Genomic DNA, 22,381 nt, shown 5'->3' with positions numbered 1-22,381 from the left:
CGATTTAGCATTACTAGTTTGATTTTTAAAACTAGAACGTCGTAATGATAAGAAGAAATCCAGAGGTTGCAACCCAGCCTCTGTTTTTCGGTAAAATAGAGGATGTTGCGTATGAAAAAAGTACTTTGTATCATTTATCCTAATTTTTCTCTTTATGAGATAACCGCTTTAACAAGTACTTTAGCTCTGTCTTTTGACATCACGATTGATTATGTCGCTTCAGATTATTCGATAGTTATATCTGAGGATGGCTTGCCTTGTCGGCCTACAAAAACATTGGATCAAGTACGTATAGAAGAGTATTCTTGTATCATTTTACCAGGAATGGTAAACATAGGGCCTGCTCTACAGGATGAAAAATTAGATTCTTTTTTGAGAGAACTCGGTGAGCAGGATATCTTAATTACAGCAATTTCTTCTGCGCCCATTTTGTTAGCGAAAGCTGGCTTGTTGAATGACACGAAATTTACTGGTGGGATTTGGCAAAACTTCTTTGACTATTTTGAATTTCTTCCTCGGGAAAATTTCAAAGCAAAAGCTGTCCTGCAAGATAAAAATATCATTACTGCTATTGGCTTTGCACATCAAGAGTTTGCAAGAAAAGTGATTCTTGGTCTAGGTTTGGCAGAAAATACTGACAACTATTTTAAAGAACAGAACGAATATTCAGAAGAGGACTTGATTTTTACTCTATCGGACAAAGAGTTTGATGAAGTGAAGCAGAGTATAGAAAATACCCTCTAATGATTTATTTATAAATTATAGAAAGGAACAAGGGTGTTCGTAACTGAACACGGGTTCCAAAATTTCTGACTCAATATAAAAGAAAGGAACTGAACCCGACTTAAATCGTGGTTTGATTCACAATATCAATAGAAAGGAACAAGGGTGTTCGTAATTGAACTCGAGCGGAAAGCTTGGAAATTAGATAAACCTTCTAAGAAATCAGGATTTCTTGTCGGTTTCCTAAATTTCAGTCGCTTTCTGTTCGCTCTTAGTATCTTGTATGAACAATACTGAATTTTATGATCGTCTGGGGGTGTCAAAAAACGCTTCGGCAGACGAGATCAAAAAGGCTTATCGTAAGCTTTCAAAAAAATATCACCCAGATATCAACAAGGAGCCTGGCGCTGAGGAAAAATACAAGGAAGTTCAAGAAGCCTATGAGACCTTGAGTGACGACCAAAAACGTGCAGCCTATGACCAATATGGTGCTGCAGGTGCCAACGGTGGCTTTGGTGGTGCTGGTGGTTTCGGTGGCTTTGACGGAGCAGGTGGCTTCGGTGGTTTTGAAGATATCTTCTCAAGTTTTTTCGGAGGAGGCGGAGCTTCGCGCAATCCAAACGCTCCTCGTCAAGGTGACGACCTCCAGTACCGTGTGAATTTGACTTTTGAAGAAGCCGTCTTCGGAACGGAAAAAGAAGTTAAATACAACCGTGAAGCAAGCTGTCGTACATGTAACGGATCTGGAGCTAAGCCAGGAACAAGTCCAGTCACTTGTGGACGCTGTCATGGCGCTGGTGTCATTAACGTTGATACGCAGACTCCTCTTGGTATGATGCGTCGCCAAGTAACCTGTGATGTCTGTCATGGTCGTGGAAAAGAAATCAAAGACCCATGTACAACTTGTCACGGTACAGGTCATGAAAAACAAGCTCATAGTGTACATGTGAAAATCCCTGCTGGTGTGGAAACAGGCCAACAAATCCGCCTAGCTGGTCAAGGTGAAGCTGGCTTTAACGGTGGACCTTACGGAGACTTGTATGTAGTGGTTTCTGTGGAAGCTAGTGATAAGTTTGAACGTGAAGGAACGACTATTTTCTACAATCTGAACCTCAACTTTGTCCAAGCAGCTCTTGGTGATACTGTGGAAATTCCAACCGTGCATGGAGATGTTGAATTGGTTATCCCAGAAGGAACTCAGACCGGCAAGAAATTCCGTCTACGTGGCAAGGGAGCGCCAAGCCTTCGTGGCGGTGCCGTTGGTGACCAATATGTTACAGTTAATGTCGTGACTCCGACAGGTTTGAACGACCGCCAAAAAGCTGCGCTTAAAGAATTCGCAGCTGCAGGTGACTTGAAAGTCAATCCAAAGAAAAAAGGCTTCTTTGACCACATAAAAGATGCCTTTGAAGGAGAATAAAGTAAAAAGAGCCAGCGGGCTCTTTTTTTGTATAATCTTGGGAAATTTAGTATCGAGAAATCATTCTCCAGTTAGTCTACTATTTATACTTTTGAGTGAGCAAGCCAGCTGCATCCATCTCCTGAATGAGTTGCTTGATTTCCGCTTCCTTGCCAGGCTTAATGGTAATAGTATCAATGTGTTTGATTGCCGAGTTATCTTGAATATCCACTAAGGTCAAAGCTTTTTCATAGAATGCAATTCCCTTTTTAAGATTTTCCTGATCTTTCCAATTTAGAATTGTGTAAGAAGAATTTGATTTCTTTCCTTTTTCTTGGAAATACTTCTCACTTTCCTTTTCTAAAAATTGTATTAAACCATGATTGAACAAGTTGTCTCCTACCTTATAGTATGAAATATCCCCTGCCTGTAGGACATAGACTTCCAGTCGGTTTTTGGTGAGTTTTGGACTTTCTTTTAGGACGGGGTGACTATTGATAACCTCATCTGAGAAAGTAACATAGAAATTTAAGCCTCCACCCTCGAATTGATACCTTCCATTTGATTCTACTTTCTCAGGAGGCATGTCAAGAGAGATAAATATTTGTTTTAAGGATTCATTTCCTTTTTGGATGTCACTCGGTGAGGCCTTGAAAAGATTCATCAGTAGTAGAAATGCTAGAGCCGTCAGAAGGCAGAGACAGCCACAAGGGATCGCGATGACCTTCGCTAGAACTTTTAAAAACTGTTTCACTTTCATTCCCTCCCTTTTCTGTTCGAATCTAGTAACCCAAAAAGGATTTAAGGAAACTTGGAGGCTCTCTTATTCTTGTTTTTCTTCTTGGAGGACCGCCATTCTAGTTTGGAAATCCTTTTCCAAGACTTTGAATTTATAGGTTAAATCTTTTTGGTATTCCTTGATAAGGGATTTTTGTTGGTCGATGATTTGTAGGCTGTTTTGGATGATATCCAAATCATCCTTGATAGCTTCGACGCGGTCAGTTGTATCTAGCACTTCATCCTCAATAGCTTGGCGATTTTTTACGACAAAATAACTTCCAGCTGCAGCCCCTGCAAATAGCAGTAGATTTGATAGTTTCATGGCAACTCCTTAAGCATTTTTAATGGTTTCAGCGACTTGGGCAAGTTTGTCAAAGTCAGGTTCGTGGGCGATAAAGTCAATCTTGAGGTCATCTTCTGCACCGTAGCGAGGTACGAGATGCACGTGAGTATGAAAGACTGTTTGACCAGCAACCTCCTCACAGTTGGCGATGATATTCATACCAGCAGCCTTGGTAGCCTTCATGACTTTTTGAGCCACTGTTGGCACTTGGGCAAAGAGTTGACTAGCGCTGGTAGCATCCATCTCCAAAAGATTGCGATAATGCTCTTTTGGTACAATGAGGGTGTGTCCAGGCGTTACTTGAGAGATATCAAGAAAGGCAAGAACCTGCTCATCCTCGTATACTTTTGAAGCAGGAATCTCCCCTGCGATAATCTTACAAAAAATGCAATCTGACATAAAATCCACCTCTACTGTATTGAATTTTGATATAATATAGCTACATTATACCAGATTCGGAGAAAATATGTTAGAAATTAAAAACCTGACAGGAGGCTATGTTCACGTCCCTGTCTTGAAAGATGTGTCCTTTACAGTTGAAAGTGGGCAGTTGGTCGGTTTGATTGGTCTCAACGGTGCTGGGAAATCAACGACGATCAATGAGATTATCGGTCTTTTGACACCTTATAGTGGGGAAATCAAGATTAATGGTCTAACCCTGCGAGAAGATGCGACCAATTACCGCAAGCAGATTGGCTACATCCCAGAAACGCCTAGCTTGTATGAGGAATTGACCCTCAGAGAGCATATCGAAACGGTTGCTATGGCTTATGGTATCGATCAGAAAGTGGCTTTTGAGCGTGTAGAACCTTTGTTAAAAATGTTTCGTCTGGATCAAAAATTAGACTGGTTTCCTGTCCATTTCTCCAAAGGGATGAAGCAAAAGGTCATGATTATCTGTGCTTTTGTGGTAGATCCTAGCCTCTTTATCGTGGATGAGCCTTTTCTTGGTCTCGATCCGCTGGCGATTGCCGACTTGATTCAGCTTTTGGAAGTGGAAAAGCAAAAAGGCAAGTCCATCCTCATGAGTACCCACGTGCTGGACTCTGCGGAAAAGATGTGTGACGCCTTTGTTATCCTCCACAAGGGAGAGGTGCGGGCTCAGGGGAACCTCCAGCAACTCCGCGAAGCCTTTGATATGCCTGAGGCTAGTTTGAATGATATTTACTTGGCTCTGACCAAAGAGGAGGAGCGATGAAAGACTTGTTTTTAAAGAGAAAGCAGGCTTTTCGTAAGGAGTGTGTCGGTTATCTGCGTTATGTTCTCAATGACCACTTTGTCTTGTTCCTGCTGGTTCTCATCGGTTTTCTAGCCTACCAGTACAGTCAACTCTTGCAAGATTTTCCTGAAAATCATTGGCTCATCCTCTTGTTTTTGGGAATTGTATCTGCCTTGCTTTTGGCTTGGGGAGGAATCGCGACCTACATGGAAGCACCTGACAAGCTCTTTCTCTTAGTAGCTGAAGAGGAGGTCAAGTCATACATCCAAGGGCAGACGGTGCGTTCACTGGTTTTCTGGACATTTGTTCAAACCCTCTTTTTACTCCTGTTTGCACCCTTGTTTTTAGCCATGGGCTATGGCTTACCAGTCTTTCTCGTCTACGTGCTTTTACTGGGAGCAGCGAAGTACCTCCTCTTTCGCCAAAAAGCCAGCAAATTTTTCACTGAAACTGGACTGGACTGGGACTACGTTATCGCCCAAGAAAGCAAGCGCAAGCAAGTCTTGCTTCGTTTCTTTGCCCTCTTTACTCAGGTCAAGGGCGTTTCAAACAGCGTCAAGCGTCGCGCTTATCTGGATTTCCTCCTAAAGACTGTTCAAAAGGTGCCAGGGAAGATCTGGCAAAACCTCTATCTTCGTTCTTATCTGCGGAATGGAGACCTCTTTTCCCTCAGTCTCCGCCTCTTGCTCCTATCCTTGTTAGCTGTGATCTTTATCGAGCAAGCTTGGATTGCGACAGCAGTGGTGGTTCTCTTTAACTACCTCTTACTCTTCCAGTTGCTTGCCCTCTATCACGCCTTTGACTACCAGTATTTGACCCAACTCTTTCCACTAGAAAAAGGGGAGAAAGAAAAGGGATTGAAACAGATTGTAGTCGGTGTGGGCATTGTAGTTCTTTTGTTAGAATTGCTGGTCGGAGCAGTGGTTTTTCAAGAGAAAATAGCCTTGTTGGCTCTTGTAGGGGCTAGTCTCTTCCTACAATTGTTTTATTTACCTTACCAACTAAAAAGATTGGTTGACGAATAGACCAAAAACTAGTAGAATAGTAAGGAAACTTTATACGGAGGAAAGAAATGGACTTGGGTGATAATGAGCTAACGCTGACCCCTATCCCTGGGAAGAGCGGCAAGGCTTATATGGGAAGCTACCCTGATGGGAAGCGCATTTTTGTAAAAATGAACACCTCTCCAATCCTACCTGGCCTAGCCAGAGAACAAATCGCTCCTCAATTACTATGGACTCGTCGTTTGCCAGATGGCAGTGATATGTGTGCTCAGGAATGGCTGACGGGCAAAATCTTGACCCCTTACGATATGAATCGCAAGCAGATTATCAATATCTTGAACCGTCTTCACCGCTCGCGTCCCTTGATGAAGCAGTTGAGCCGTTTGGGATATACCATGGAAACACCAGTTGATTTATTGCGTTCTTGGCAACAAGAAGTACCAGAAATCTTGAAGCAGAATCACTATTTGAACAGTGTGATTGCGGAGCTAGATAAGACGGTTCCAGGTTTTAGAGAAGACCATGCAACGATTGTGCATGGGGATCTTCGCCATAGTAATTGGATTGAGACAGAGAGTGGACTCGTTTATCTAGTGGATTGGGATTCGGTTCGCCTGACGGATCGTATGTTTGATGTGGCGCATTTGCTATGCCACTACATTCCAGATTATCAGTGGCGCCAATGGTTGAGAGACTATGGCTATAAGTACAATCAAACAGTGTTAGATAAATTGTATTGGTATGGTCAGTATTCTTACTTGAATCAGATTGCCAAATACTGTGAAAATCAAGATTTAGACAATGTAAACCGGGAGATTTATGCCTTGCGTGTCTTCCGTGATAAGTATGGAAAGAAGAGATGAGAGTAAGAAATCGTAAAGGGGCGACAGAGTTACTAGAGGCTAATCCCCAGTATGTGGTCCTCAATCCCTTGGAAGCTAAAGGGAAATGGCGAGACTTGTTTGGAAATGATCATCCTATTCATGTTGAAGTTGGGAGTGGCAAAGGGGCCTTTGTATCAGGAATGGCCAAACAAAACCCTGACATCAACTATATCGGGATTGACATTCAAAAGTCGGTATTGAGTTATGCCTTGGACAAGGTTCTTGAAGTTGGAGTGCCCAATATCAAGTTGTTGTGGGTAGATGGTTCGGATTTGACAGACTACTTTGAAGACGGTGAGATTGATCGTCTCTACCTAAACTTTTCAGATCCCTGGCCTAAAAAACGCCATGAAAAACGCCGTCTGACCTACAAGAGTTTCTTGGATACCTTCAAGCGCATCTTACCTGAGAATGGGGAAATCCATTTCAAGACAGACAATCGTGGCTTGTTTGAGTACAGCTTGGTGAGTTTTTCTCAGTATGGGATGAAGCTCAATGGGGTTTGGTTGGACTTACATGCCAGTGATTTTGAAGGCAATGTCATGACGGAATATGAGCAAAAATTCTCCAACAAGGGTCAAGTGATCTACCGTGTTGAGGCGGAATTTTAAAAAATAGCTTGAAAATCAGTCGTTTGAGTGCTTATGCTTTACATAAATTGACAAACGTGCTATACTGATAGTAAGAATATAAGAAAGAGAGGCGGGGAAATATCTTCGCCTCTTGCTTATGAGGAGGTGGACGCAATCGCAACAATCGTAGAATTAGTCAGAGAAGTTGTAGAACCTGTCATCCAAGCACCTTTTGAACTCGTGGATATCGAGTATGGAAAGATCGGCAGTGACATGATTCTCAGTATTTTTGTAGATAAACCCGAAGGAATTACCTTGAACGACACGGCAGACCTGACAGAAATTATCAGTCCTGTCCTAGACACCATCAAGCCCGATCCCTTCCCGGAGCAATATTTCCTAGAGATTACCAGTCCAGGCTTGGAGCGTCCCTTGAAAACCAAGGATGCCGTCGCTGGAGCGGTTGGGAAATACATCCATGTCGGGCTCTACCAAGCTATCGATAAGCAAAAAGTCTTTGAAGGAACCTTGCTATCCTTTGAAGAGGATGAGTTGACCATGGAATATATGGACAAGACGCGCAAGAAAACTGTCCAAATTCCATACAGTTTAGTATCAAAAGCACGTTTAGCAGTTAAATTATAGAAAAAGAAAGGATAGCTTTTGAGGATTCAAAAGTGAAGAGAACATGAGTAAAGAAATGCTAGAGGCCTTCCGCATTTTGGAAGAAGACAAGGGAATCAAAAAAGAAGACATCATCGACGCAGTAGTAGAGTCGCTTCGTTCCGCTTATCGTAGACGCTATGGTCAATCAGACAGCGTAGCCATTGACTTCAATGAAAAGACTGGGGACTTTACTGTCTATACTGTTCGTGAAGTTGTTGACGAAGTATTTGATAGCCGTTTGGAAATCAGCTTGAAAGATGCCCTTGCCATTAATTCAGCCTATGAGCTTGGAGACAAGATTAAGTTTGAAGAAGCACCAGCTGAGTTTGGTCGTGTAGCAGCCCAGTCTGCTAAACAAACCATCATGGAAAAAATGCGCAAGCAAACACGTGCCATCACTTATAATACATACAAAGAACATGAACAAGAAATCATGTCTGGTACAGTAGAACGCTTTGACAACCGTTTCATCTATGTCAATCTTGGCAGCATCGAAGCCCAATTATCAAAACAAGACCAAATCCCTGGAGAAGTCTTTGCTTCTCATGATCGTATCGAAGTTTATGTTTACAAGGTTGAAGACAATCCTCGTGGTGTCAACGTCTTTGTCAGTCGTAGCCATCCAGAAATGATTAAACGCTTGATGGAGCAAGAAATTCCAGAAGTTTACGATGGAACTGTTGAAATCATGAGCGTGGCTCGTGAAGCAGGTGACCGAACCAAGGTTGCCGTTCGTAGCCACAATCCAAACGTGGACGCTATCGGGACAATCGTTGGGCGTGGTGGTGCCAATATCAAGAAGATCACCAGCAAATTCCACCCAGCTCGTTATGACGCTAAGAGCGACCGTATGGTTCCTGTAGAAGAGAACATTGACGTTATCGAGTGGGTAGCGGATCCAGCTGAGTTTATCTACAATGCCATCGCACCTGCAGAGGTTGACCAAGTTATCTTTGATGAAAACGACAGCAAACGTGCCTTGGTCGTTGTACCTGATAACAAACTTTCTCTTGCCATCGGTCGTCGTGGACAAAACGTTCGCTTGGCAGCTCACTTGACAGGTTACCGTATCGATATCAAGTCTGCTAGTGAGTTTGAAGCTATGGAAGAAGCAGGTCAAGTTGATTACGCAGATGTAGATGAATCGATTGAAGAATAAAAGCTGCTAGAGGAGGGAAAGATGAAAACAAGAAAAATCCCTTTGCGCAAGTCTGTTGTATCCAACGAAGTGATTGACAAGCGTGATTTACTTCGCATTGTCAAGAACAAAGAAGGACAAGTCTTTATCGATCCGACAGGCAAGGCCAATGGCCGTGGCGCTTATATCAAGCTAGACAATACAGAAGCCCTAGAGGCTAAAAAAAAGAAAGTCTTTAACCGCAGCTTTAACATGGAAGTTGAAGAAAGCTTTTATGACGAGTTGATCGCCTATGTTGATCACAAAGTAAAAAGAAGAGAGTTAGGACTTGAATAAGCAAAAGATAAGCAATCTCTTGGGATTGGCTCAACGAGCAGGCAGGATCATATCGGGTGAGGAATTGGTAGTCAAGGCCATTCAAGATGGTAAGGCCAAGTTAGTCTTTCTAGCACATGATGCTGGCCCTAATCTAACCAAGAAGATTCAAGATAAAAGTGACTATTATCAAGTAGAAGTTATAACCGTGTTTTCAACACTGGAATTAAGCATAGCAGTCGGAAAATCAAGAAAGGTTTTGGCTGTGACCGATGCTGGATTTACAAAGAAAATGAGGTCTCTTATGGAATAGAAGAGGAGGACATGATTTGTCTAAGAAAAGATTGTACGAAATCGCAAAAGAACTTGGAAAAGAAAGTAAAGAAGTTGTAGCGCGTGCAAAAGAGTTGGGCTTGGATGTAAAAAGCCACTCATCGAGTGTGGAAGCTGCTGCTGCCGAGCAAATCGCAGCGAGCTTTAAGCCTGCACCTGCTCCTAAGGCAGAAGCAAAACCTGCAACACCAAAAGTAAGTGTAGAAAAGAAAGCAGAAAAGCCTGTTTCGGCTAAACCAGCTGTAGCCAAAGAAGAGGTAAAACCAGCTGAGCCAGTTGCTCCTAAAACAGAAAAAGTAGCAGCTAAACCGCAGAGCCGAAACTTCAAGGCGGAGCGTGAGGCACGTGCCAAAGAGCAGGCAGAGCGACGCAAACAAAACAAGGGCAATAACCGTGACCAACAACAAAACGGTAACCGTCCGAAAAATGACGGCCGTAATGGTGGCAAACCTGGTCAAGGAAACCGTGACAATCGCCGATTTAATGACCAAGGGAAAAAACCACAAGGTCAAGGGAAGCGTGGCAATGATCGCCGTCAGCAACAAGACTTCCAGCCAAAACAAGCTGGACCACGTGTTGACTTTAAAGCCCGTGCAGCAGCCCTAAAAGCAGAGCAAAATGCAGAGTACGCACGCTCAAGCGAGGAGCGCTTCAAACAATCGCAAGCTGCCAAAGAAGCCTTGGCTCAAGCTAATAAACGCAAGGAGCCAGAGGAAATCTTTGAAGAAGCTGCTAAGCTAGCTGAACAAACTCAGCCAGCCGTAGCAGTAGCTCCTGTAGCTAAAGAAGCGCTAGTGGATACACGTCGTAAAAAACAAGCCCGACCAGACAAAGAACGTGACGATTATGATCACGAAGAAGATGGTCCTAGAAAACAACAAAAGAATCGAAGTAGTCAGAATCAAGTGAGAAATCAAAGAAATAGTAACTGGAATAACAACAAAAAGAATAAAAAAGGCAACAAGCAAAATAACCGCAATCAGGCACCAAAACCTGTTACAGAACGTAAGTTCCATGAATTGCCAAGCGAATTTGAATATACAGATGGTATGACTGTTGCGGAAATCGCAAAACGTATCAAACGTGAACCAGCTGAAATCGTTAAGAAACTCTTTATGATGGGGATTATGGCCACACAAAACCAATCTTTGGATGGAGAAACCATCGAACTCCTCATGGTGGATTACGGTATCGAAGCCAAACAAAAGGTTGAAGTGGACAATGCGGACATTGAACGTTTCTTCGTCGAAGATGGTTATCTCAATGAAGATGAATTGGTTGAGCGTCCACCAGTTGTCACCATCATGGGACACGTTGACCATGGTAAGACAACACTTTTGGATACCCTTCGTAATTCTCGTGTTGCGACAGGTGAAGCGGGTGGTATCACTCAGCATATCGGTGCCTACCAAATCGTGGAAAATGGCAAGAAGATTACCTTCCTTGATACACCAGGACACGCGGCCTTTACATCAATGCGTGCGCGTGGTGCTTCTGTTACCGATATTACTATCTTGGTCGTAGCGGCAGATGACGGTGTTATGCCTCAGACTATCGAAGCCATCAACCACTCAAAAGCGGCCAACGTTCCAATCATCGTTGCCATCAACAAAATTGATAAACCAGGTGCCAACCCAGAACGCGTTATCGGTGAATTGGCTGAACACGGTATTATGTCAACTGCCTGGGGTGGAGATTCTGAGTTTGTCGAAATCTCAGCTAAATTTAACCAAAATATCGATGAACTCTTGGAAACGGTCCTACTTGTGGCTGAAATCCAAGAACTCAAGGCAGACCCAACAGTGCGTGCGATCGGTACCGTTATCGAAGCTCGCTTGGATAAAGGAAAAGGTGCGGTCGCAACCCTTCTTGTTCAACAAGGTACCTTGAATGTCCAAGACCCAATCGTTGTCGGAAATACCTTCGGTCGTGTCCGTGCCATGACCAATGACCTCGGCCGTCGTGTTAAGGTTGCAGGCCCATCAACACCAGTTTCTATCACAGGTTTGAATGAAGCGCCAATGGCGGGTGACCACTTTGCTGTTTACGAAGATGAAAAATCTGCGCGTGCAGCTGGTGAAGAGCGTGCCAAACGTGCCCTTATGAAACAACGTCAAGCTACCCAACGTGTCAGCCTTGAAAACCTTTTTGATACGCTTAAAGCAGGTGAGCTCAAGTCTGTTAATGTCATCATCAAGGCCGACGTACAAGGTTCAGTTGAAGCCCTTTCTGCTTCACTTCAAAAAATTGATGTGGAGGGAGTAAAAGTCACCATCGTTCACTCAGCGGTCGGTGCCATCAACGAATCTGATGTGACCCTTGCAGAAGCTTCAAATGCCTTTATCATCGGTTTCAACGTGCGCCCTACACCACAAGCTCGTCAACAAGCAGAAGAAGATGATGTAGAAATCCGTCTCCACAGCATTATCTACAAGGTTATCGAAGAGATGGAAGAAGCCATGAAAGGGATGCTTGATCCAGAATTTGAAGAAAAAGTTATCGGTGAGGCAGTTATCCGTGAAACCTTCAAGGTATCTAAAGTCGGAACTATCGGTGGATTCATGGTTACGAGTGGTAAAGTTACCCGTGACTCTAAAGTTCGTGTTATCCGTGACGGTGTCGTTATCTATGACGGTGAACTTGCAAGCTTGAAACACTACAAAGATGACGTCAAAGAAGTTACAAACGGTCGTGAAGGTGGTCTCATGATTGATGGCTACAATGATATCAAGATGGATGATGTGATTGAGGCATACGTCATGGAAGAAATCAAGAGATAATAGAGAAACGATAGCCAGTTTGACTCGTCGTCAACAGCGCCTTGATGAACCCTTAGTTCTATCTAAGGCTTGTTTCCTAGATTCAAATGGCTCTAGTTCCTCTATCTAACAGAAATAGCTAGGTCTGCTGGCCTAGCTTTTGGTTCAAAGTAGAGAAAGGAATATCATGGCAAATCATTTCCGTACGGATCGTGTGGGCATGGAAATCAAGCGTGAAGTCAATGAGATTTTGCAAAAGAAAGTCCGTGATCCGCGTGTCCGAGGTGTGACCATTACAGATGTTCAGATGCTGGGTGACTTGTCCGTTGCCAAGGTTTACTACACTATTTTGAGTAACCTTGCTTCGGATAACCAAAAAGCTCAAATCGGACTTGAGAAAGCAACTGGGACCATCAAACGTGAACTTGGTCGCAATTTAAAATTGTACAAAATCCCAGATTTGACCTTCGTCAAAGACGAATCCATCGAATATGGAAACAAGATTGACGAGATGCTACGCAATCTGGATAAGAACTAAGAAGGGGGGGTAACCCTCTTTTTTGGTGGGGGAAATGACTATACAGCATGCTGGGGGAATCTCCTTAGAGTTAAACATTATTAAAAAGCTTTATAAAATTTAGTTTGTATGATATTATAGGAAACGGAAGAGTGAGATAAAACGATTTTTCAGCAATAGCCAGCAAGGCTGGTATCGTTAATATTTTGAAAATGTAGTTAAACGAGGGAAGGTAATATGGGGTTCATTAAAATTCTAGCCAAGACTTACGGGAATTACTTTTTTACGATGCAAAGCGTCAAAGTTCTGAAAAACATGAAAAAAGACGACAATGCTCTAGTAGGTTTCGGGAAAGTACTGCTTGCTGACATGCTGATGGATGTAGCCCAGTGGCTCGCAAAACCAGACGATAAGGAATAACTTGAAATGAAAGAAACTAGTAGGAACTTCACTACTAGTTTTTTAATCCCTTCCCATATGGTATAATATAAGCAGTAAAATCATTTTATACTCAATGAAAATCAAAGAGCAAACTAGGAAGCTAGCCGCAGGCTGTACTTGAGTACGGTAAGGCGACGCTGACGTGGTTTGAAGAGATTTTTGAAGAGTATTAGAACATACATGGAGGTCGTCATGGACAATATCATCGATGTGTCAATTCCCGTTGCAGAAGTAGTGGACAAGCATCCAGAAGTCTTGGAAATCCTAGTGGAGCTTGGTTTTAAACCACTTGCTAATCCCTTGATGCGCAACACAGTCGGTCGCAAAGTATCGCTTAAGCAGGGTTCTAAGCTCGAAGGAACTCCTATGGACAAGATTGTCCGCACACTGGAAGCGAATGGTTATGAAGTGATTGGATTAGACTAATGGCAGATGAACGGATTCATATCTTACGGGATATTTTGTTAGAATTGCATAATGGTGCCTCTCCTGAGTCAGTTCAGGAGCGTTTTGATGCGACCTTTACAGGTGTATCGGCCATTGAGATTTCCCTCATGGAGCACGAGCTGATGAACTCAGACTCAGGTGTCACCTTTGAAGATGTTATGGAGCTCTGTGATGTCCATGCCAATCTTTTTAAAAACGCTGTTAAGGGCGTCGAAGTGGAGGATACCGAGCATCCTGGTCACCCAGTTCGCGTCTTCAAGGATGAAAATCTGGCTCTCCGTGCAGCATTGATTCGCATTCGGAGATTGTTAGATACCTATGAGTCTATGGAAGACGAGGAAATGCTTGCGGAGATGCGCAAGGGTTTGGTTCGTCAAATGGAACTTTTGGGGCAATTTGATGTCCATTACCAGCGCAAGGAAGAGCTCTTCTTTCCTATCATGGAGCGCTATGGTCACGATTCACCCCCTAAGGTCATGTGGGGAGTGGATGATCAGATTAGAGAACTCTTTCAGACAGCTCTAGCGACAGCTAAGTCACTACCAGAAGTGCCGATTTCCACTGTAAAGGAAACTTTCGAAGCTTTTGCGATAGAGTTTGAGAGTATGATTTTCAAGGAAGAGTCCATCCTTCTCATGATTCTCCTTGAGTCTTTCACCCAGGATGACTGGATTCAGATTGCGGAGGAGAGCGATGCCTACGGCTATGCCATCATCCGTCCGTCAGAGAAATGGGTGCCAGAACGACAGAGCTTTGTTGAGGAAAAGAGTGCAGAGGAGCCAGTACAACTAGACACGGCAGAAGGTCAAGTTCAGCAAGTTATTGATACGCCTGAAGGTCAGTTTACCATTACCTTTACCCCTAAGGAAAAGGAAGCGGTGCTGGACCGTCATAGTCAACAGGCTTTTGGCAATGGCTATCTCTCAGTAGAGCAGGCCAACCTCATCCTCAATCACCTCCCCATGGAGATCACCTTTGTCAATAAAGACGATATTTTCCAGTATTACAATGACAATGCGCCAGCTGATGAGATGATTTTCAAACGGACGCCATCCCAAGTCGGGCGCAATGTTGAACTCTGTCATCCGCCCAAGTACTTAGACAAGGTGAAGGCCGTTATGAAAGGTCTTCGTGAAGGGGTCAAGGGCAAGTATGAAATGTGGTTCAAGTCGGAGTCGCGAGGCAAGTTTGTCCACGTCACCTATGCCGCAGTACACGATGAAGACGGGGAATTCCAAGGAGTGTTGGAGTATGTTCAGGATATCCAACCCTACCGAGAGATTGATACGGACTATTTCCGTGGATTAGAATAAGGAGAATCAATGAGTTACGAACAGGAATTTATGAAGGAATTTGAAGCATGGGTCAATACCCAGATCATGATCAACGACATGGCGCACAAGGAAAGTCAAAAGGTTTACGAAGAAGACCAAGACGAGCGTGCCAAAGATGCCATGATTCGCTACGAAAGTCGCTTGGATGCTTATCAGTTCTTGCTTGGTAAGTTTGAAAATTTCAAGGCGGGCAAGGGTTTCCATGACTTACCAGAGGGATTATTTGGTGAGCGAAATTATTAATCGTTACAAATCAAAAAGTGCGTATGAACGCACTTTTTCTGTTTATACGTGATGTGTGTGTTTGGTAATCCATTGTTCCATTTTGATATGCAATCAGAATGAATAGATGCCCAAAGTGATGATGGTGAGCAAGAACCACTTGATCCAGTTCCCGAATAATTGAGAACCTGTTTCGTCAAAATAGAGGCGACGTCCATCGATGACAGTGCGCTTAACTTTCCAGTTTTGCATCATACAAACTGCCCAAGGCGTAGCGATTCCAATAGTAAAGCCTATGATGATCATGGCTAGGATAGCATATCTAACCTAGCTCAAAAGACCACCATCAAAGTAACTTTCATTATTCATATTGTTCTCCTCATCAGCTTTTTATGTGAATTAATATTGCACATTACTGCATATTTTATCAAGAAGTTGAATCATTGTCGAATTAGATTGAAAGAAAAAACGGCTAGATTTTTAAGAACAATCTCGTTTCCTTTCTTGATTTTTTTCCAAAATCTTGATAGAATATCTTTATTAAATCCTTGTCAAAACAGGGATTTTTTATTGAAAGGATTTTATCATGTCAAAGAAACTCCAACGTAAAAAACAATTGCGAAATAGCCTTCGTCGTTCAGGTGCATTTTCAACTACAGTAACCAAAGTTGTAGAAGAGACCAAAAAAGTCGTGAAACACGCAGAAAAATCTGCCAGCCAAGCAGGAAAAGTCGTCTCTAAAAAAGTGGAACAAGCAGTAGAAGCGACCAAGGAACAAGCTCAAAAAGTGGCGAATTCAGTAGAAGATTTTGCAGCGACTTTGGGTGGCCTCTCAGTAGATCGTGCTAAGACTTTCTATGATGAAGGTATCAAGTCAGCTGCTGACTTCAAAAACTGGACTGAAAAAGAACTCCTTGCCTTGAAGGGAATCGGTCCAGCTACTATCAAGAAATTAAAAGAACACGGCATCAAGTTCAAGTAATTTTTCTTGCCCCTTGCATTTCCGTCAAAAACTTGTTAAAATAAAGCCATTAGAGGTGTTTTGGATCCCACATTTTACAGAAAGTGGCGGTGCTGAGAAGTCCACAAATGTGTCAAAACTGGTTGCTGATGGATGAAAAATAAAATAATATTGTCTTTTTATTATAAAGATGAGAGTTGCGGGCTTTGCCCGAAATTGGGTGGTACCGCGGATAAATATATTCGTCCCTGTCATGTAGATGGCAGGGGCGATTTTTTGTAGAAATCGAGGGAGGAAGATGGAGCAAGCACAATTACCAGAACGATTAGAAACCGATCGGCTCGTCTTGCGCGTCCGTACAGTGGCGGATGCCGAGGATATTCATGCCTACGCTAATTTGCCAGAGGTCGCCTATCCAGCAGCATTTCACCCTGTAAAAACCTTGGAAGATGAGATTTATTACCTGAAACATATCCTTCCTGAGCGTAATAAAAAGGAGAATATCCCAGTTGGCTACGGAATTGTCGTCAAAGGAACCGATAAGGTCATTGGGTCTGTTGACTTCAATCACCGTCACGAAGATGATGTCTTGGAGATTGGCTATATCTTACATCCAGACTATTGGGGTTTAGGCTATGTTCCAGAAGCTGCGAGTACCTTGATTGATTTAGCTTTTAAAGTACTTGGTCTTCACAAGATTGAGCTGACTTGTTTTGGCTACAATGTCCAAAGTCAACGAGTCGCAGAGAAACTTGGCTTTACCTTAGAAGCTCGCATAAGAGACCGAAAGGATGTTCAAGGAAACCGTTGTGACAGTCTGATATATGGCTTACTGAGGAGTGAGTGGGAGGTGAAGAAATGAAATGGATTATTATCTTATTGCTTGCACTTTTTCTTTTTTACTTTTATAAAAAAGAAAAAAAGGAAAAGAAAAAGTCGGACATTAGTTATTCTAACGAAATTATTACACATACTGATTATGAAGTATCAACAATAAACGAGGAATTTTTAGCTCTAATGCCTAAAATAGAGTCATTACCTACAGATATCAATCTTGATGAAAAACCTATGCATGAGATTTTAGATCAAAACGTTGTAGCGAAATTAGATGCTCTTGTACCTCAAATCGTTCAAAATTTCAATAATCCTCTCAAAAATAAAGCTATCGAAGACTTATCAAATCTAGTTAAAGAAGGTAATATTTATCAAGTAATTATCCCAAATGGAGCAGAACTTTACGATTCTAAAGAATTACAGGGAGCTTTTCGCGGCGGTTACAAAGTAAATAATAGACTTGCTGGCCAAGCTAATCTTATCCCAGTAGATGCTAACGCTATATCAAATACAGTAGCTGATGTAATGAATATTTCCTCTATGGTTGTAGGTCAATATTATATGGCTCAAATTGATTCTAAAATGGCCGAAATGCAGGATGGGATAGATAAAATTTATGATTTTCAACAGACTGAATTTAAGGCTAGAATCAGAGCTTTGATAGGAAAAGTTGGCACAATCTCTAAATTTAATATTGAAATCATTGAAAATGATGAATTGAGAAATCGTTCTCTGGATGACTTAAGTCGATATAGAGATGATGCAGTTGAATTATTACAGCAAGTCAATTTAACGATAGAAAATATTGTTTCTAAAGGTCATAACAATGAATTTGATAAGTACAAAGATAGTATTGAAGAAGTTGATAAATTAATTAGCTTTCAACAATACTTGCTCTCGATTTTAGAAGAAATTGGAAGGTTAATTTATTTATTAAACAAGGGGGCTATTTCTTCTGAGTATTGCTATTCTTTATATAATATTTATATTGAACAATCTACTGATGCTAGAAATCTACTAAATCAATGGCATAATGAAACAATTAAATTATTTGAAATTGATTTAGATAACAAACGATATGCTAAGCAAGGATTTGAGGCATTTGCATTCGGGCTCCCTGCAATGGTTTTCAATGATTTGAGATATAATGAGGTACCTGAACATATAATTTCACAAATTAATAATCAATTAGACAATTCGCTTGATATAAAAAATACAACTGAGAATTTACTAGAAAAAGAAACTAAAATAATATCAAAAGACGGTAAATATTATTATTTAACTGAGTAAAAGGAGAACACACATGTCTAAAGAACTTTCACCTAAATACAATCCAGCCGAGGTTGAGGCTGGTCGTTACCAAAAATGGCTTGACGAAGATGTTTTCAAGCCTTCAGGCGATCAAAAGGCTAAGCCTTATTCTATCGTCATTCCACCACCAAACGTTACTGGGAAGCTTCACCTTGGTCACGCTTGGGATACGACTCTTCAGGATATCATCATCCGTCAAAAACGAATGCAAGGTTTTGACACCCTTTGGCTTCCAGGGATGGACCATGCTGGGATTGCGACCCAGGCTAAGGTTGAGGAGCGCTTGCGTGGTGAAGGCATTTCCCGCTATGACCTTGGTCGTGAAAAATTCCTAGATAAAGTCTGGGAATGGAAAGACGAATATGCCACTACCATCAAGGAACAATGGGGCAAGATGGGACTCTCTGTAGACTACTCTCGCGAACGGTTCACTCTTGACGAAGGCTTGTCAAAAGCCGTCCGCAAGGTTTTTGTCGAACTTTACAAGAAAGGCTGGATCTACCGTGGTGAGTTTATCATCAACTGGGACCCAGCAGCTCGCACAGCACTGTCTGATATCGAGGTTATCCATAAGGATGTCGAAGGTGCCTTCTACCACATGAACTACATGCTAGAAGACGGCTCGCGCGCCCTTGAAGTTGCGACAACTCGTCCTGAGACTATGTTTGGGGACGTTGCTGTTGCGGTCAATCCAGAAGACCCACGCTACAAGGACTTGATTGGTAAAAACGTCATCCTTCCAATCGCTAATAAACTAATCCCAATCGTTGGAGATGAGCATGCAGACCCTGAGTTTGGTACTGGTGTCGTGAAAATCACACCTGCTCACGATCCAAATGACTTCTTGGTTGGTCAACGCCATAACTTACCACAAGTCAACGTCATGAACGACGACGGAACCATGAACGAGCTTGCCTTCGAATTCGCTGGCATGGATCGTTTTGAAGCCCGCAAAGCGGTTGTCAAGAAACTGGAAGAAATCGATGCCCTTGTTAAAATCGAAAAACGTGTCCACAGTGTTGGTCACTCAGAGCGTACAGGTGTCGTGGTGGAACCACGCTTGTCTACGCAATGGTTCGTCAAGATGGACCAATTGGCGAAAAACGCCATTGCCAACCAAGACACAGAGGACAAGGTAGAATTCTACCCACCTCGTTTCAACGATACCTTCCTCCAATGGATGGAAAATGTCCACGACTGGGTAATCTCTCGTCAGCTCTGGTGGGGCCACCAAATCCCTGCTTGGTACAATGCTGAGGGTGAAATGTACGTCGGTGAAGAAGCTCCAGAAGGTGAGGGATGGACTCAGGACGAAGACGTTTTGGATACTTGGTTTAGCTCTGCCCTTTGGCCATTCTCAACTATGGGCTGGCCTGATATCGACTCAGCAGATTTCAAACGTTATTTCCCAACTTCAACCTTGGTAACAGGTTACGACATCATCTTCTTCTGGGTGTCTCGCATGATCTTCCAATCCTTGGAATTCACTGGTCGTCAGCCATTCCAAAACGTTCTGATCCACGGTCTTATCCGTGACGAGCAAGGAAGCAAGATGTCTAAATCTCTCGGTAACGGGATTGACCCGATGGATGTCATCGAGAAATATGGTGCCGATGCCCTTCGTTGGTTCCTTTCAAACGGTTCTGCACCAGGTCAAGACGTCCGCTTCTCTTACGAGAAAATGGATGCCTCATGGAACTTCATTAACAAGATCTGGAACATCTCTCGCTACATCCTCATGAACAATGAAGGCTTGACCCTTGAGCAAGCAAGTGCCAATGTGGAAAAAGTTGTCAACAAAGAAGCTGGAAACGTCACAGACCGCTGGATTCTCCACAACCTCAATGAAACGATCGGCAAAGTTACTGAAAACTTTGATAAGTTTGAGTTTGGTGTCGCTGGACACATCCTCTACAACTTCATCTGGGATGAGTTTGCGGACTGGTACGTTGAGTTGACCAAGGAAGTCCTTTATAGCGATAATGAAGAAGAGAAAGTCATCACACGTTCTGTTCTCCTTTACACTTTGGATAAGATCCTTCGTCTCCTTCACCCAATCATGCCATTCGTGACAGAGGAAATCTTTGGACAAATCTCAGAAGGCTCTATCGTCACAGCAGAATACCCAACTGTTAACCCAGCCTTTGAAGACCTTGCTGCCCACACTGGTGTGGAAAGTCTTAAAGACTTGATCCGTGCAGTACGTAATGCGCGTGCGGAAGTAAACGTAGCACCAAGCAAACCTATCACGATTCTTGTTAAGACAAGCGATAGCGACTTGGAAACCTTCTTTAACAGCAATGTCAACTACATCAAACGCTTCACAAATCCAGAACACTTGGAAATCGCATCAACCATTCCTGCACCTGAACTCGCTATGTCAAGCGTCATTACAGGAGCAGAAATCTACTTGCCACTCGCAGACCTCCTCAATGTCGAAGAAGAACTGGCTCGTCTCGACAAAGAACTGGCTAAATGGCAAAAAGAACTGGACATGGTCGGCAAGAAGCTATCTAATGAACGCTTCGTAACCAATGCCAAACCAGAAGTCGTCCAAAAAGAACGCGACAAACAAGCCGACTACCAAGCCAAGTACGACGCGACCGTAGCACGTATTGATGAGATGAAGAAGTTGGTGAAATAAACATAGAAACACGGTGATAAACCGTGTTTTTTGGTATAATAGACATAATAATTATGAACAGAGAATATAAAGTGATGGGGCAACAAAACTTTTTAAAGAAAAATGGTATTTACTACACTAGTAAATCATTAGCGAAAACTATGATTGATTGTTTAAATATTGATTATACAAAAGAGTTCACAATAATTGAACCTGCTGTTGGAGAGGGACATATTTTTTATTTAATTGTTGAAGAGTTTCTAAAAAAGAATCAAAATAAATGTCAAGAAAAAATAAAAAAGAAATTGGAAAATAACTTTTCTGCATTTGATATTAGAGAAGACGCTATTAAACTATGTATTTCGAGACTTGATAAATTGGTTAGTAAATATTACAATGATCTATCAGTAAATTGGAATGTTTATATTTTTGATGCATTAGATTACTATCAAAAATTTGATAAACAAAAGAAATACGATTATGTTATTAGTAATCCTCCATATATTTCAAGAAAAAATATGGGCAAATATATGGTTGATAAACTAAAAAAACATAGTGAATTCTGTAATCGATTTAACTTTGATATCTATTATTATTTCTTTGAGTTAGGACTATCTCTTTGGAATAAAAAAGGAAAAATAAGTTACATTACTCCAAACAATTATTTGAGAGCTAGAGGTGCTGAAACACTACTTCAAACATTAATCTCTAATAAATACATTGAAAAAATAATTGATTATGGTGATTTATTGAATTTTGAAGATGCAACAACATATACAGCAATTACGGTTATTTCTAATGAAAATGCTAATTTAGAGATTGTAAGTTCAAATAATACCAAATTAAAGAGTTTTTCATATGATGAACTGCATAACAAAGAAATTTATTATCTATATGATGAAAAATTTATGTATAAAGGAGGAGACTCCGTCTTACTGGGAGAAATAGCAGATATAAAAAATGGCTTAGCCACCTTACAAGATAGTGTATTTATTATTTCTGAAGAAGAGATTATTGATAGTTTGGGAAATCAGTATGTTATAGAAAAAAAATCTAGACATTATCTTATTGAGAAAGCTATTTTAAAAAAGGGAGTGCGAGTGTCTAATATTAATAAAAAATATTATATAATCTTTCCCTATGATGATATAAATCAGAAAATAATTACAATTAATGAACGTTATCCATGCACTTATGACTATTTAAGAAATGAATTAAATGATTCTTTCCAAAAAAAGTATGGCATTTATTTTGGTCGGACTCAGGGAATGTTGAATTACTATTCTCAAAAAATTATAATACCGAAGGTTGCTAATTTAGAAAATGTTCCATTTAAACAAATTGATTTTGGCTTCGTATTAGCTGGTATTTCAATTGTATTTTTAAGGGATATGAGTCAGTCATCTTATAATAAAATTCTAAAATATTTAAATTCAAAACTTGTAGTTGATTATTTAAAAAGAATATCTAAGAATTATTCGTCAGGATATAAAAATATAAGCACTAACGATCTTAAAAAAATTAGAATTCCAATTAAGTTATTGGATGAGGAGTAA

At 41.6% G+C, this 22,381-nt stretch carries 25 protein-coding genes; 21 read left to right on the top strand and 4 right to left on the bottom strand.

The window, feature by feature from the left end; genetic code table 11:
• Positions 1-111 precede the first annotated feature (111 nt).
• A complete protein-coding gene (locus HMPREF9188_RS08600) occupies positions 112-744 on the top strand; it encodes a DJ-1/PfpI family protein (protein WP_009730618.1) in 633 nt (210 codons plus the stop codon).
• 262 nt (positions 745-1,006) lie between these two features.
• Entirely contained in the window at positions 1,007-2,143 is a 1,137-nt protein-coding gene (gene dnaJ / locus HMPREF9188_RS08595; protein ID WP_009730617.1) for a molecular chaperone DnaJ, read from the top strand.
• Between the two features lie 79 nt (positions 2,144-2,222).
• Here the strand turns inward: dnaJ and HMPREF9188_RS08590 are convergent, their stop codons facing one another.
• The 3 genes from HMPREF9188_RS08590 to HMPREF9188_RS08580 form a co-directional block, all read right to left on the bottom strand.
• Complete coding sequence (locus HMPREF9188_RS08590) at positions 2,223-2,882, bottom strand: hypothetical protein (protein WP_000865426.1); 660 nt, start codon at positions 2,880-2,882, stop codon at positions 2,223-2,225.
• A gap of 63 nt (positions 2,883-2,945) precedes the next feature.
• Positions 2,946-3,224, bottom strand: a complete 279-nt coding sequence (locus tag HMPREF9188_RS08585; protein ID WP_009730615.1) for a hypothetical protein — start codon at positions 3,222-3,224, stop codon at positions 2,946-2,948.
• A gap of 9 nt (positions 3,225-3,233) precedes the next feature.
• Positions 3,234-3,644, bottom strand: a complete 411-nt coding sequence (locus HMPREF9188_RS08580) for an HIT family protein (RefSeq protein ID WP_009730614.1) — start codon at positions 3,642-3,644, stop codon at positions 3,234-3,236.
• A gap of 67 nt (positions 3,645-3,711) precedes the next feature.
• Between HMPREF9188_RS08580 and HMPREF9188_RS08575 the strand changes: the two genes are divergently transcribed.
• The 14 genes from HMPREF9188_RS08575 to HMPREF9188_RS08510 all read left to right on the top strand — a co-directional run bounded on the left by HMPREF9188_RS08575 (position 3,712) and on the right by HMPREF9188_RS08510 (position 15,117).
• On the top strand, positions 3,712-4,443 hold the full coding sequence (locus HMPREF9188_RS08575) for an ABC transporter ATP-binding protein (protein WP_009730613.1): 732 nt from the start codon (positions 3,712-3,714) through the stop codon (positions 4,441-4,443).
• Positions 4,440-5,489 carry an ABC transporter permease gene (locus HMPREF9188_RS08570; protein WP_009730612.1) on the top strand — a complete coding sequence of 350 codons (1,050 nt, stop codon included), beginning with the start codon at positions 4,440-4,442 and terminating at the stop codon, positions 5,487-5,489. The genes HMPREF9188_RS08575 and HMPREF9188_RS08570 overlap by 4 nt, the downstream gene beginning before the upstream one ends.
• 47 nt (positions 5,490-5,536) lie before the next feature.
• Positions 5,537-6,331: a cell cycle regulator CcrZ gene (gene ccrZ, locus HMPREF9188_RS08565; RefSeq protein WP_009730611.1), complete on the top strand. Its 795-nt coding sequence runs from the start codon at positions 5,537-5,539 to the stop codon at positions 6,329-6,331.
• On the top strand, positions 6,328-6,963 hold the full coding sequence (trmB, locus tag HMPREF9188_RS08560; protein ID WP_001266087.1) for a tRNA (guanosine(46)-N7)-methyltransferase TrmB: 636 nt from the start codon (positions 6,328-6,330) through the stop codon (positions 6,961-6,963). Before ccrZ ends, trmB begins: the two co-directional genes overlap by 4 nt.
• 126 nt (positions 6,964-7,089) lie before the next feature.
• The gene (gene rimP, locus HMPREF9188_RS08555; protein ID WP_000338692.1) at positions 7,090-7,569 is read left to right on the top strand and encodes a ribosome maturation factor RimP; all 480 of its coding nucleotides are present in this window, start codon (positions 7,090-7,092) and stop codon (positions 7,567-7,569) included.
• Between the two features lie 43 nt (positions 7,570-7,612).
• Entirely contained in the window at positions 7,613-8,749 is a 1,137-nt protein-coding gene (gene nusA, locus HMPREF9188_RS08550) for a transcription termination factor NusA (protein WP_033588939.1), read from the top strand.
• A gap of 21 nt (positions 8,750-8,770) precedes the next feature.
• On the top strand, positions 8,771-9,064 hold the full coding sequence (rnpM, locus tag HMPREF9188_RS08545) for an RNase P modulator RnpM (protein ID WP_000857568.1): 294 nt from the start codon (positions 8,771-8,773) through the stop codon (positions 9,062-9,064).
• Positions 9,057-9,356: a YlxQ-related RNA-binding protein gene (locus tag HMPREF9188_RS08540; RefSeq protein WP_009730609.1), complete on the top strand. Its 300-nt coding sequence runs from the start codon at positions 9,057-9,059 to the stop codon at positions 9,354-9,356. The genes rnpM and HMPREF9188_RS08540 overlap by 8 nt, the downstream gene beginning before the upstream one ends.
• Positions 9,357-9,372: 16 nt before the next feature.
• Positions 9,373-12,156, top strand: coding sequence for a translation initiation factor IF-2 (gene infB, locus HMPREF9188_RS08535; RefSeq protein ID WP_009730608.1), 2,784 nt, complete (start codon positions 9,373-9,375; stop codon positions 12,154-12,156).
• A gap of 166 nt (positions 12,157-12,322) precedes the next feature.
• Positions 12,323-12,673 carry a 30S ribosome-binding factor RbfA gene (gene rbfA, locus HMPREF9188_RS08530; protein WP_009730607.1) on the top strand — a complete coding sequence of 117 codons (351 nt, stop codon included), beginning with the start codon at positions 12,323-12,325 and terminating at the stop codon, positions 12,671-12,673.
• Between the two features lie 216 nt (positions 12,674-12,889).
• On the top strand, positions 12,890-13,072 hold the full coding sequence (locus tag HMPREF9188_RS08525) for a hypothetical protein (protein ID WP_009730606.1): 183 nt from the start codon (positions 12,890-12,892) through the stop codon (positions 13,070-13,072).
• Between the two features lie 213 nt (positions 13,073-13,285).
• Positions 13,286-13,519, top strand: coding sequence for a DUF1858 domain-containing protein (locus HMPREF9188_RS08520; protein ID WP_000368739.1), 234 nt, complete (start codon positions 13,286-13,288; stop codon positions 13,517-13,519).
• A complete protein-coding gene (locus HMPREF9188_RS08515; protein WP_009730605.1) occupies positions 13,519-14,853 on the top strand; it encodes a DUF438 domain-containing protein in 1,335 nt (444 codons plus the stop codon). The genes HMPREF9188_RS08520 and HMPREF9188_RS08515 overlap by 1 nt, the downstream gene beginning before the upstream one ends.
• A 9-nt stretch (positions 14,854-14,862) precedes the next feature.
• Entirely contained in the window at positions 14,863-15,117 is a 255-nt protein-coding gene (locus HMPREF9188_RS08510) for a DUF1912 family protein (protein ID WP_000119707.1), read from the top strand.
• Positions 15,118-15,210: 93 nt separating this feature from the next.
• Here HMPREF9188_RS08510 and HMPREF9188_RS08505 read toward each other — a convergent pair whose 3' ends face one another.
• On the bottom strand, positions 15,211-15,402 hold the full coding sequence (locus tag HMPREF9188_RS08505; protein WP_232194158.1) for a DUF898 domain-containing protein: 192 nt from the start codon (positions 15,400-15,402) through the stop codon (positions 15,211-15,213).
• 280 nt (positions 15,403-15,682) lie between these two features.
• Between HMPREF9188_RS08505 and HMPREF9188_RS08500 the strand changes: the two genes are divergently transcribed.
• From HMPREF9188_RS08500 to HMPREF9188_RS08480, 5 genes are all read left to right on the top strand, one after another.
• Positions 15,683-16,078 carry a helix-hairpin-helix domain-containing protein gene (locus HMPREF9188_RS08500; protein ID WP_009730604.1) on the top strand — a complete coding sequence of 132 codons (396 nt, stop codon included), beginning with the start codon at positions 15,683-15,685 and terminating at the stop codon, positions 16,076-16,078.
• Between the two features lie 277 nt (positions 16,079-16,355).
• The gene (locus tag HMPREF9188_RS08495) at positions 16,356-16,919 is read left to right on the top strand and encodes a GNAT family N-acetyltransferase (protein WP_009730603.1); all 564 of its coding nucleotides are present in this window, start codon (positions 16,356-16,358) and stop codon (positions 16,917-16,919) included.
• Entirely contained in the window at positions 16,916-18,181 is a 1,266-nt protein-coding gene (locus HMPREF9188_RS08490; protein WP_009730602.1) for a hypothetical protein, read from the top strand. The genes HMPREF9188_RS08495 and HMPREF9188_RS08490 overlap by 4 nt, the downstream gene beginning before the upstream one ends.
• A 13-nt stretch (positions 18,182-18,194) precedes the next feature.
• Complete coding sequence (locus HMPREF9188_RS08485; RefSeq protein WP_009730601.1) at positions 18,195-20,846, top strand: valine--tRNA ligase; 2,652 nt, start codon at positions 18,195-18,197, stop codon at positions 20,844-20,846.
• A gap of 74 nt (positions 20,847-20,920) precedes the next feature.
• Positions 20,921-22,381, top strand: a complete 1,461-nt coding sequence (locus HMPREF9188_RS08480) for an HsdM family class I SAM-dependent methyltransferase (protein ID WP_009730600.1) — start codon at positions 20,921-20,923, stop codon at positions 22,379-22,381.

Origin of the sequence: Streptococcus sp. F0441 (assembly GCF_000314775.2) — a bacterium.
In the GTDB taxonomy this organism is placed as follows: domain Bacteria; phylum Bacillota; class Bacilli; order Lactobacillales; family Streptococcaceae; genus Streptococcus.
Note: the sequence above shows the minus strand (reverse complement) of the source record. Positions and strands in the feature narration are given on the sequence as shown.

Bases quoted from the DNA above. Each gene is read 5' to 3' on its own strand.
- HMPREF9188_RS08485 (WP_009730601.1), top strand. From the start codon at position 18,195: ATGTCTAAAGAACTTTCACCTAAATACAATCCAGCCGAGGTTGAGGCT.
- HMPREF9188_RS08570 (WP_009730612.1), top strand. From the start codon at position 4,440: ATGAAAGACTTGTTTTTAAAGAGAAAGCAGGCTTTTCGTAAGGAGTGT.
- HMPREF9188_RS08525 (WP_009730606.1), top strand. From the start codon at position 12,890: ATGGGGTTCATTAAAATTCTAGCCAAGACTTACGGGAATTACTTTTTT.
- nusA (WP_033588939.1), top strand. From the start codon at position 7,613: ATGAGTAAAGAAATGCTAGAGGCCTTCCGCATTTTGGAAGAAGACAAG.
- HMPREF9188_RS08500 (WP_009730604.1), top strand. From the start codon at position 15,683: ATGTCAAAGAAACTCCAACGTAAAAAACAATTGCGAAATAGCCTTCGT.
- ccrZ (WP_009730611.1), top strand. From the start codon at position 5,537: ATGGACTTGGGTGATAATGAGCTAACGCTGACCCCTATCCCTGGGAAG.
- HMPREF9188_RS08515 (WP_009730605.1), top strand. From the start codon at position 13,519: ATGGCAGATGAACGGATTCATATCTTACGGGATATTTTGTTAGAATTG.
- HMPREF9188_RS08505 (WP_232194158.1), bottom strand. From the start codon at position 15,402: ATGATCATCATAGGCTTTACTATTGGAATCGCTACGCCTTGGGCAGTT.
- HMPREF9188_RS08495 (WP_009730603.1), top strand. From the start codon at position 16,356: ATGGAGCAAGCACAATTACCAGAACGATTAGAAACCGATCGGCTCGTC.
- dnaJ (WP_009730617.1), top strand. From the start codon at position 1,007: ATGAACAATACTGAATTTTATGATCGTCTGGGGGTGTCAAAAAACGCT.
- HMPREF9188_RS08510 (WP_000119707.1), top strand. From the start codon at position 14,863: ATGAGTTACGAACAGGAATTTATGAAGGAATTTGAAGCATGGGTCAAT.
- HMPREF9188_RS08580 (WP_009730614.1), bottom strand. From the start codon at position 3,644: ATGTCAGATTGCATTTTTTGTAAGATTATCGCAGGGGAGATTCCTGCT.
- rbfA (WP_009730607.1), top strand. From the start codon at position 12,323: ATGGCAAATCATTTCCGTACGGATCGTGTGGGCATGGAAATCAAGCGT.
- HMPREF9188_RS08585 (WP_009730615.1), bottom strand. From the start codon at position 3,224: ATGAAACTATCAAATCTACTGCTATTTGCAGGGGCTGCAGCTGGAAGT.
- rnpM (WP_000857568.1), top strand. From the start codon at position 8,771: ATGAAAACAAGAAAAATCCCTTTGCGCAAGTCTGTTGTATCCAACGAA.
- HMPREF9188_RS08520 (WP_000368739.1), top strand. From the start codon at position 13,286: ATGGACAATATCATCGATGTGTCAATTCCCGTTGCAGAAGTAGTGGAC.
- HMPREF9188_RS08490 (WP_009730602.1), top strand. From the start codon at position 16,916: ATGAAATGGATTATTATCTTATTGCTTGCACTTTTTCTTTTTTACTTT.
- HMPREF9188_RS08480 (WP_009730600.1), top strand. From the start codon at position 20,921: ATGGGGCAACAAAACTTTTTAAAGAAAAATGGTATTTACTACACTAGT.
- HMPREF9188_RS08600 (WP_009730618.1), top strand. From the start codon at position 112: ATGAAAAAAGTACTTTGTATCATTTATCCTAATTTTTCTCTTTATGAG.
- HMPREF9188_RS08590 (WP_000865426.1), bottom strand. From the start codon at position 2,882: ATGAAAGTGAAACAGTTTTTAAAAGTTCTAGCGAAGGTCATCGCGATC.
- trmB (WP_001266087.1), top strand. From the start codon at position 6,328: ATGAGAGTAAGAAATCGTAAAGGGGCGACAGAGTTACTAGAGGCTAAT.
- HMPREF9188_RS08575 (WP_009730613.1), top strand. From the start codon at position 3,712: ATGTTAGAAATTAAAAACCTGACAGGAGGCTATGTTCACGTCCCTGTC.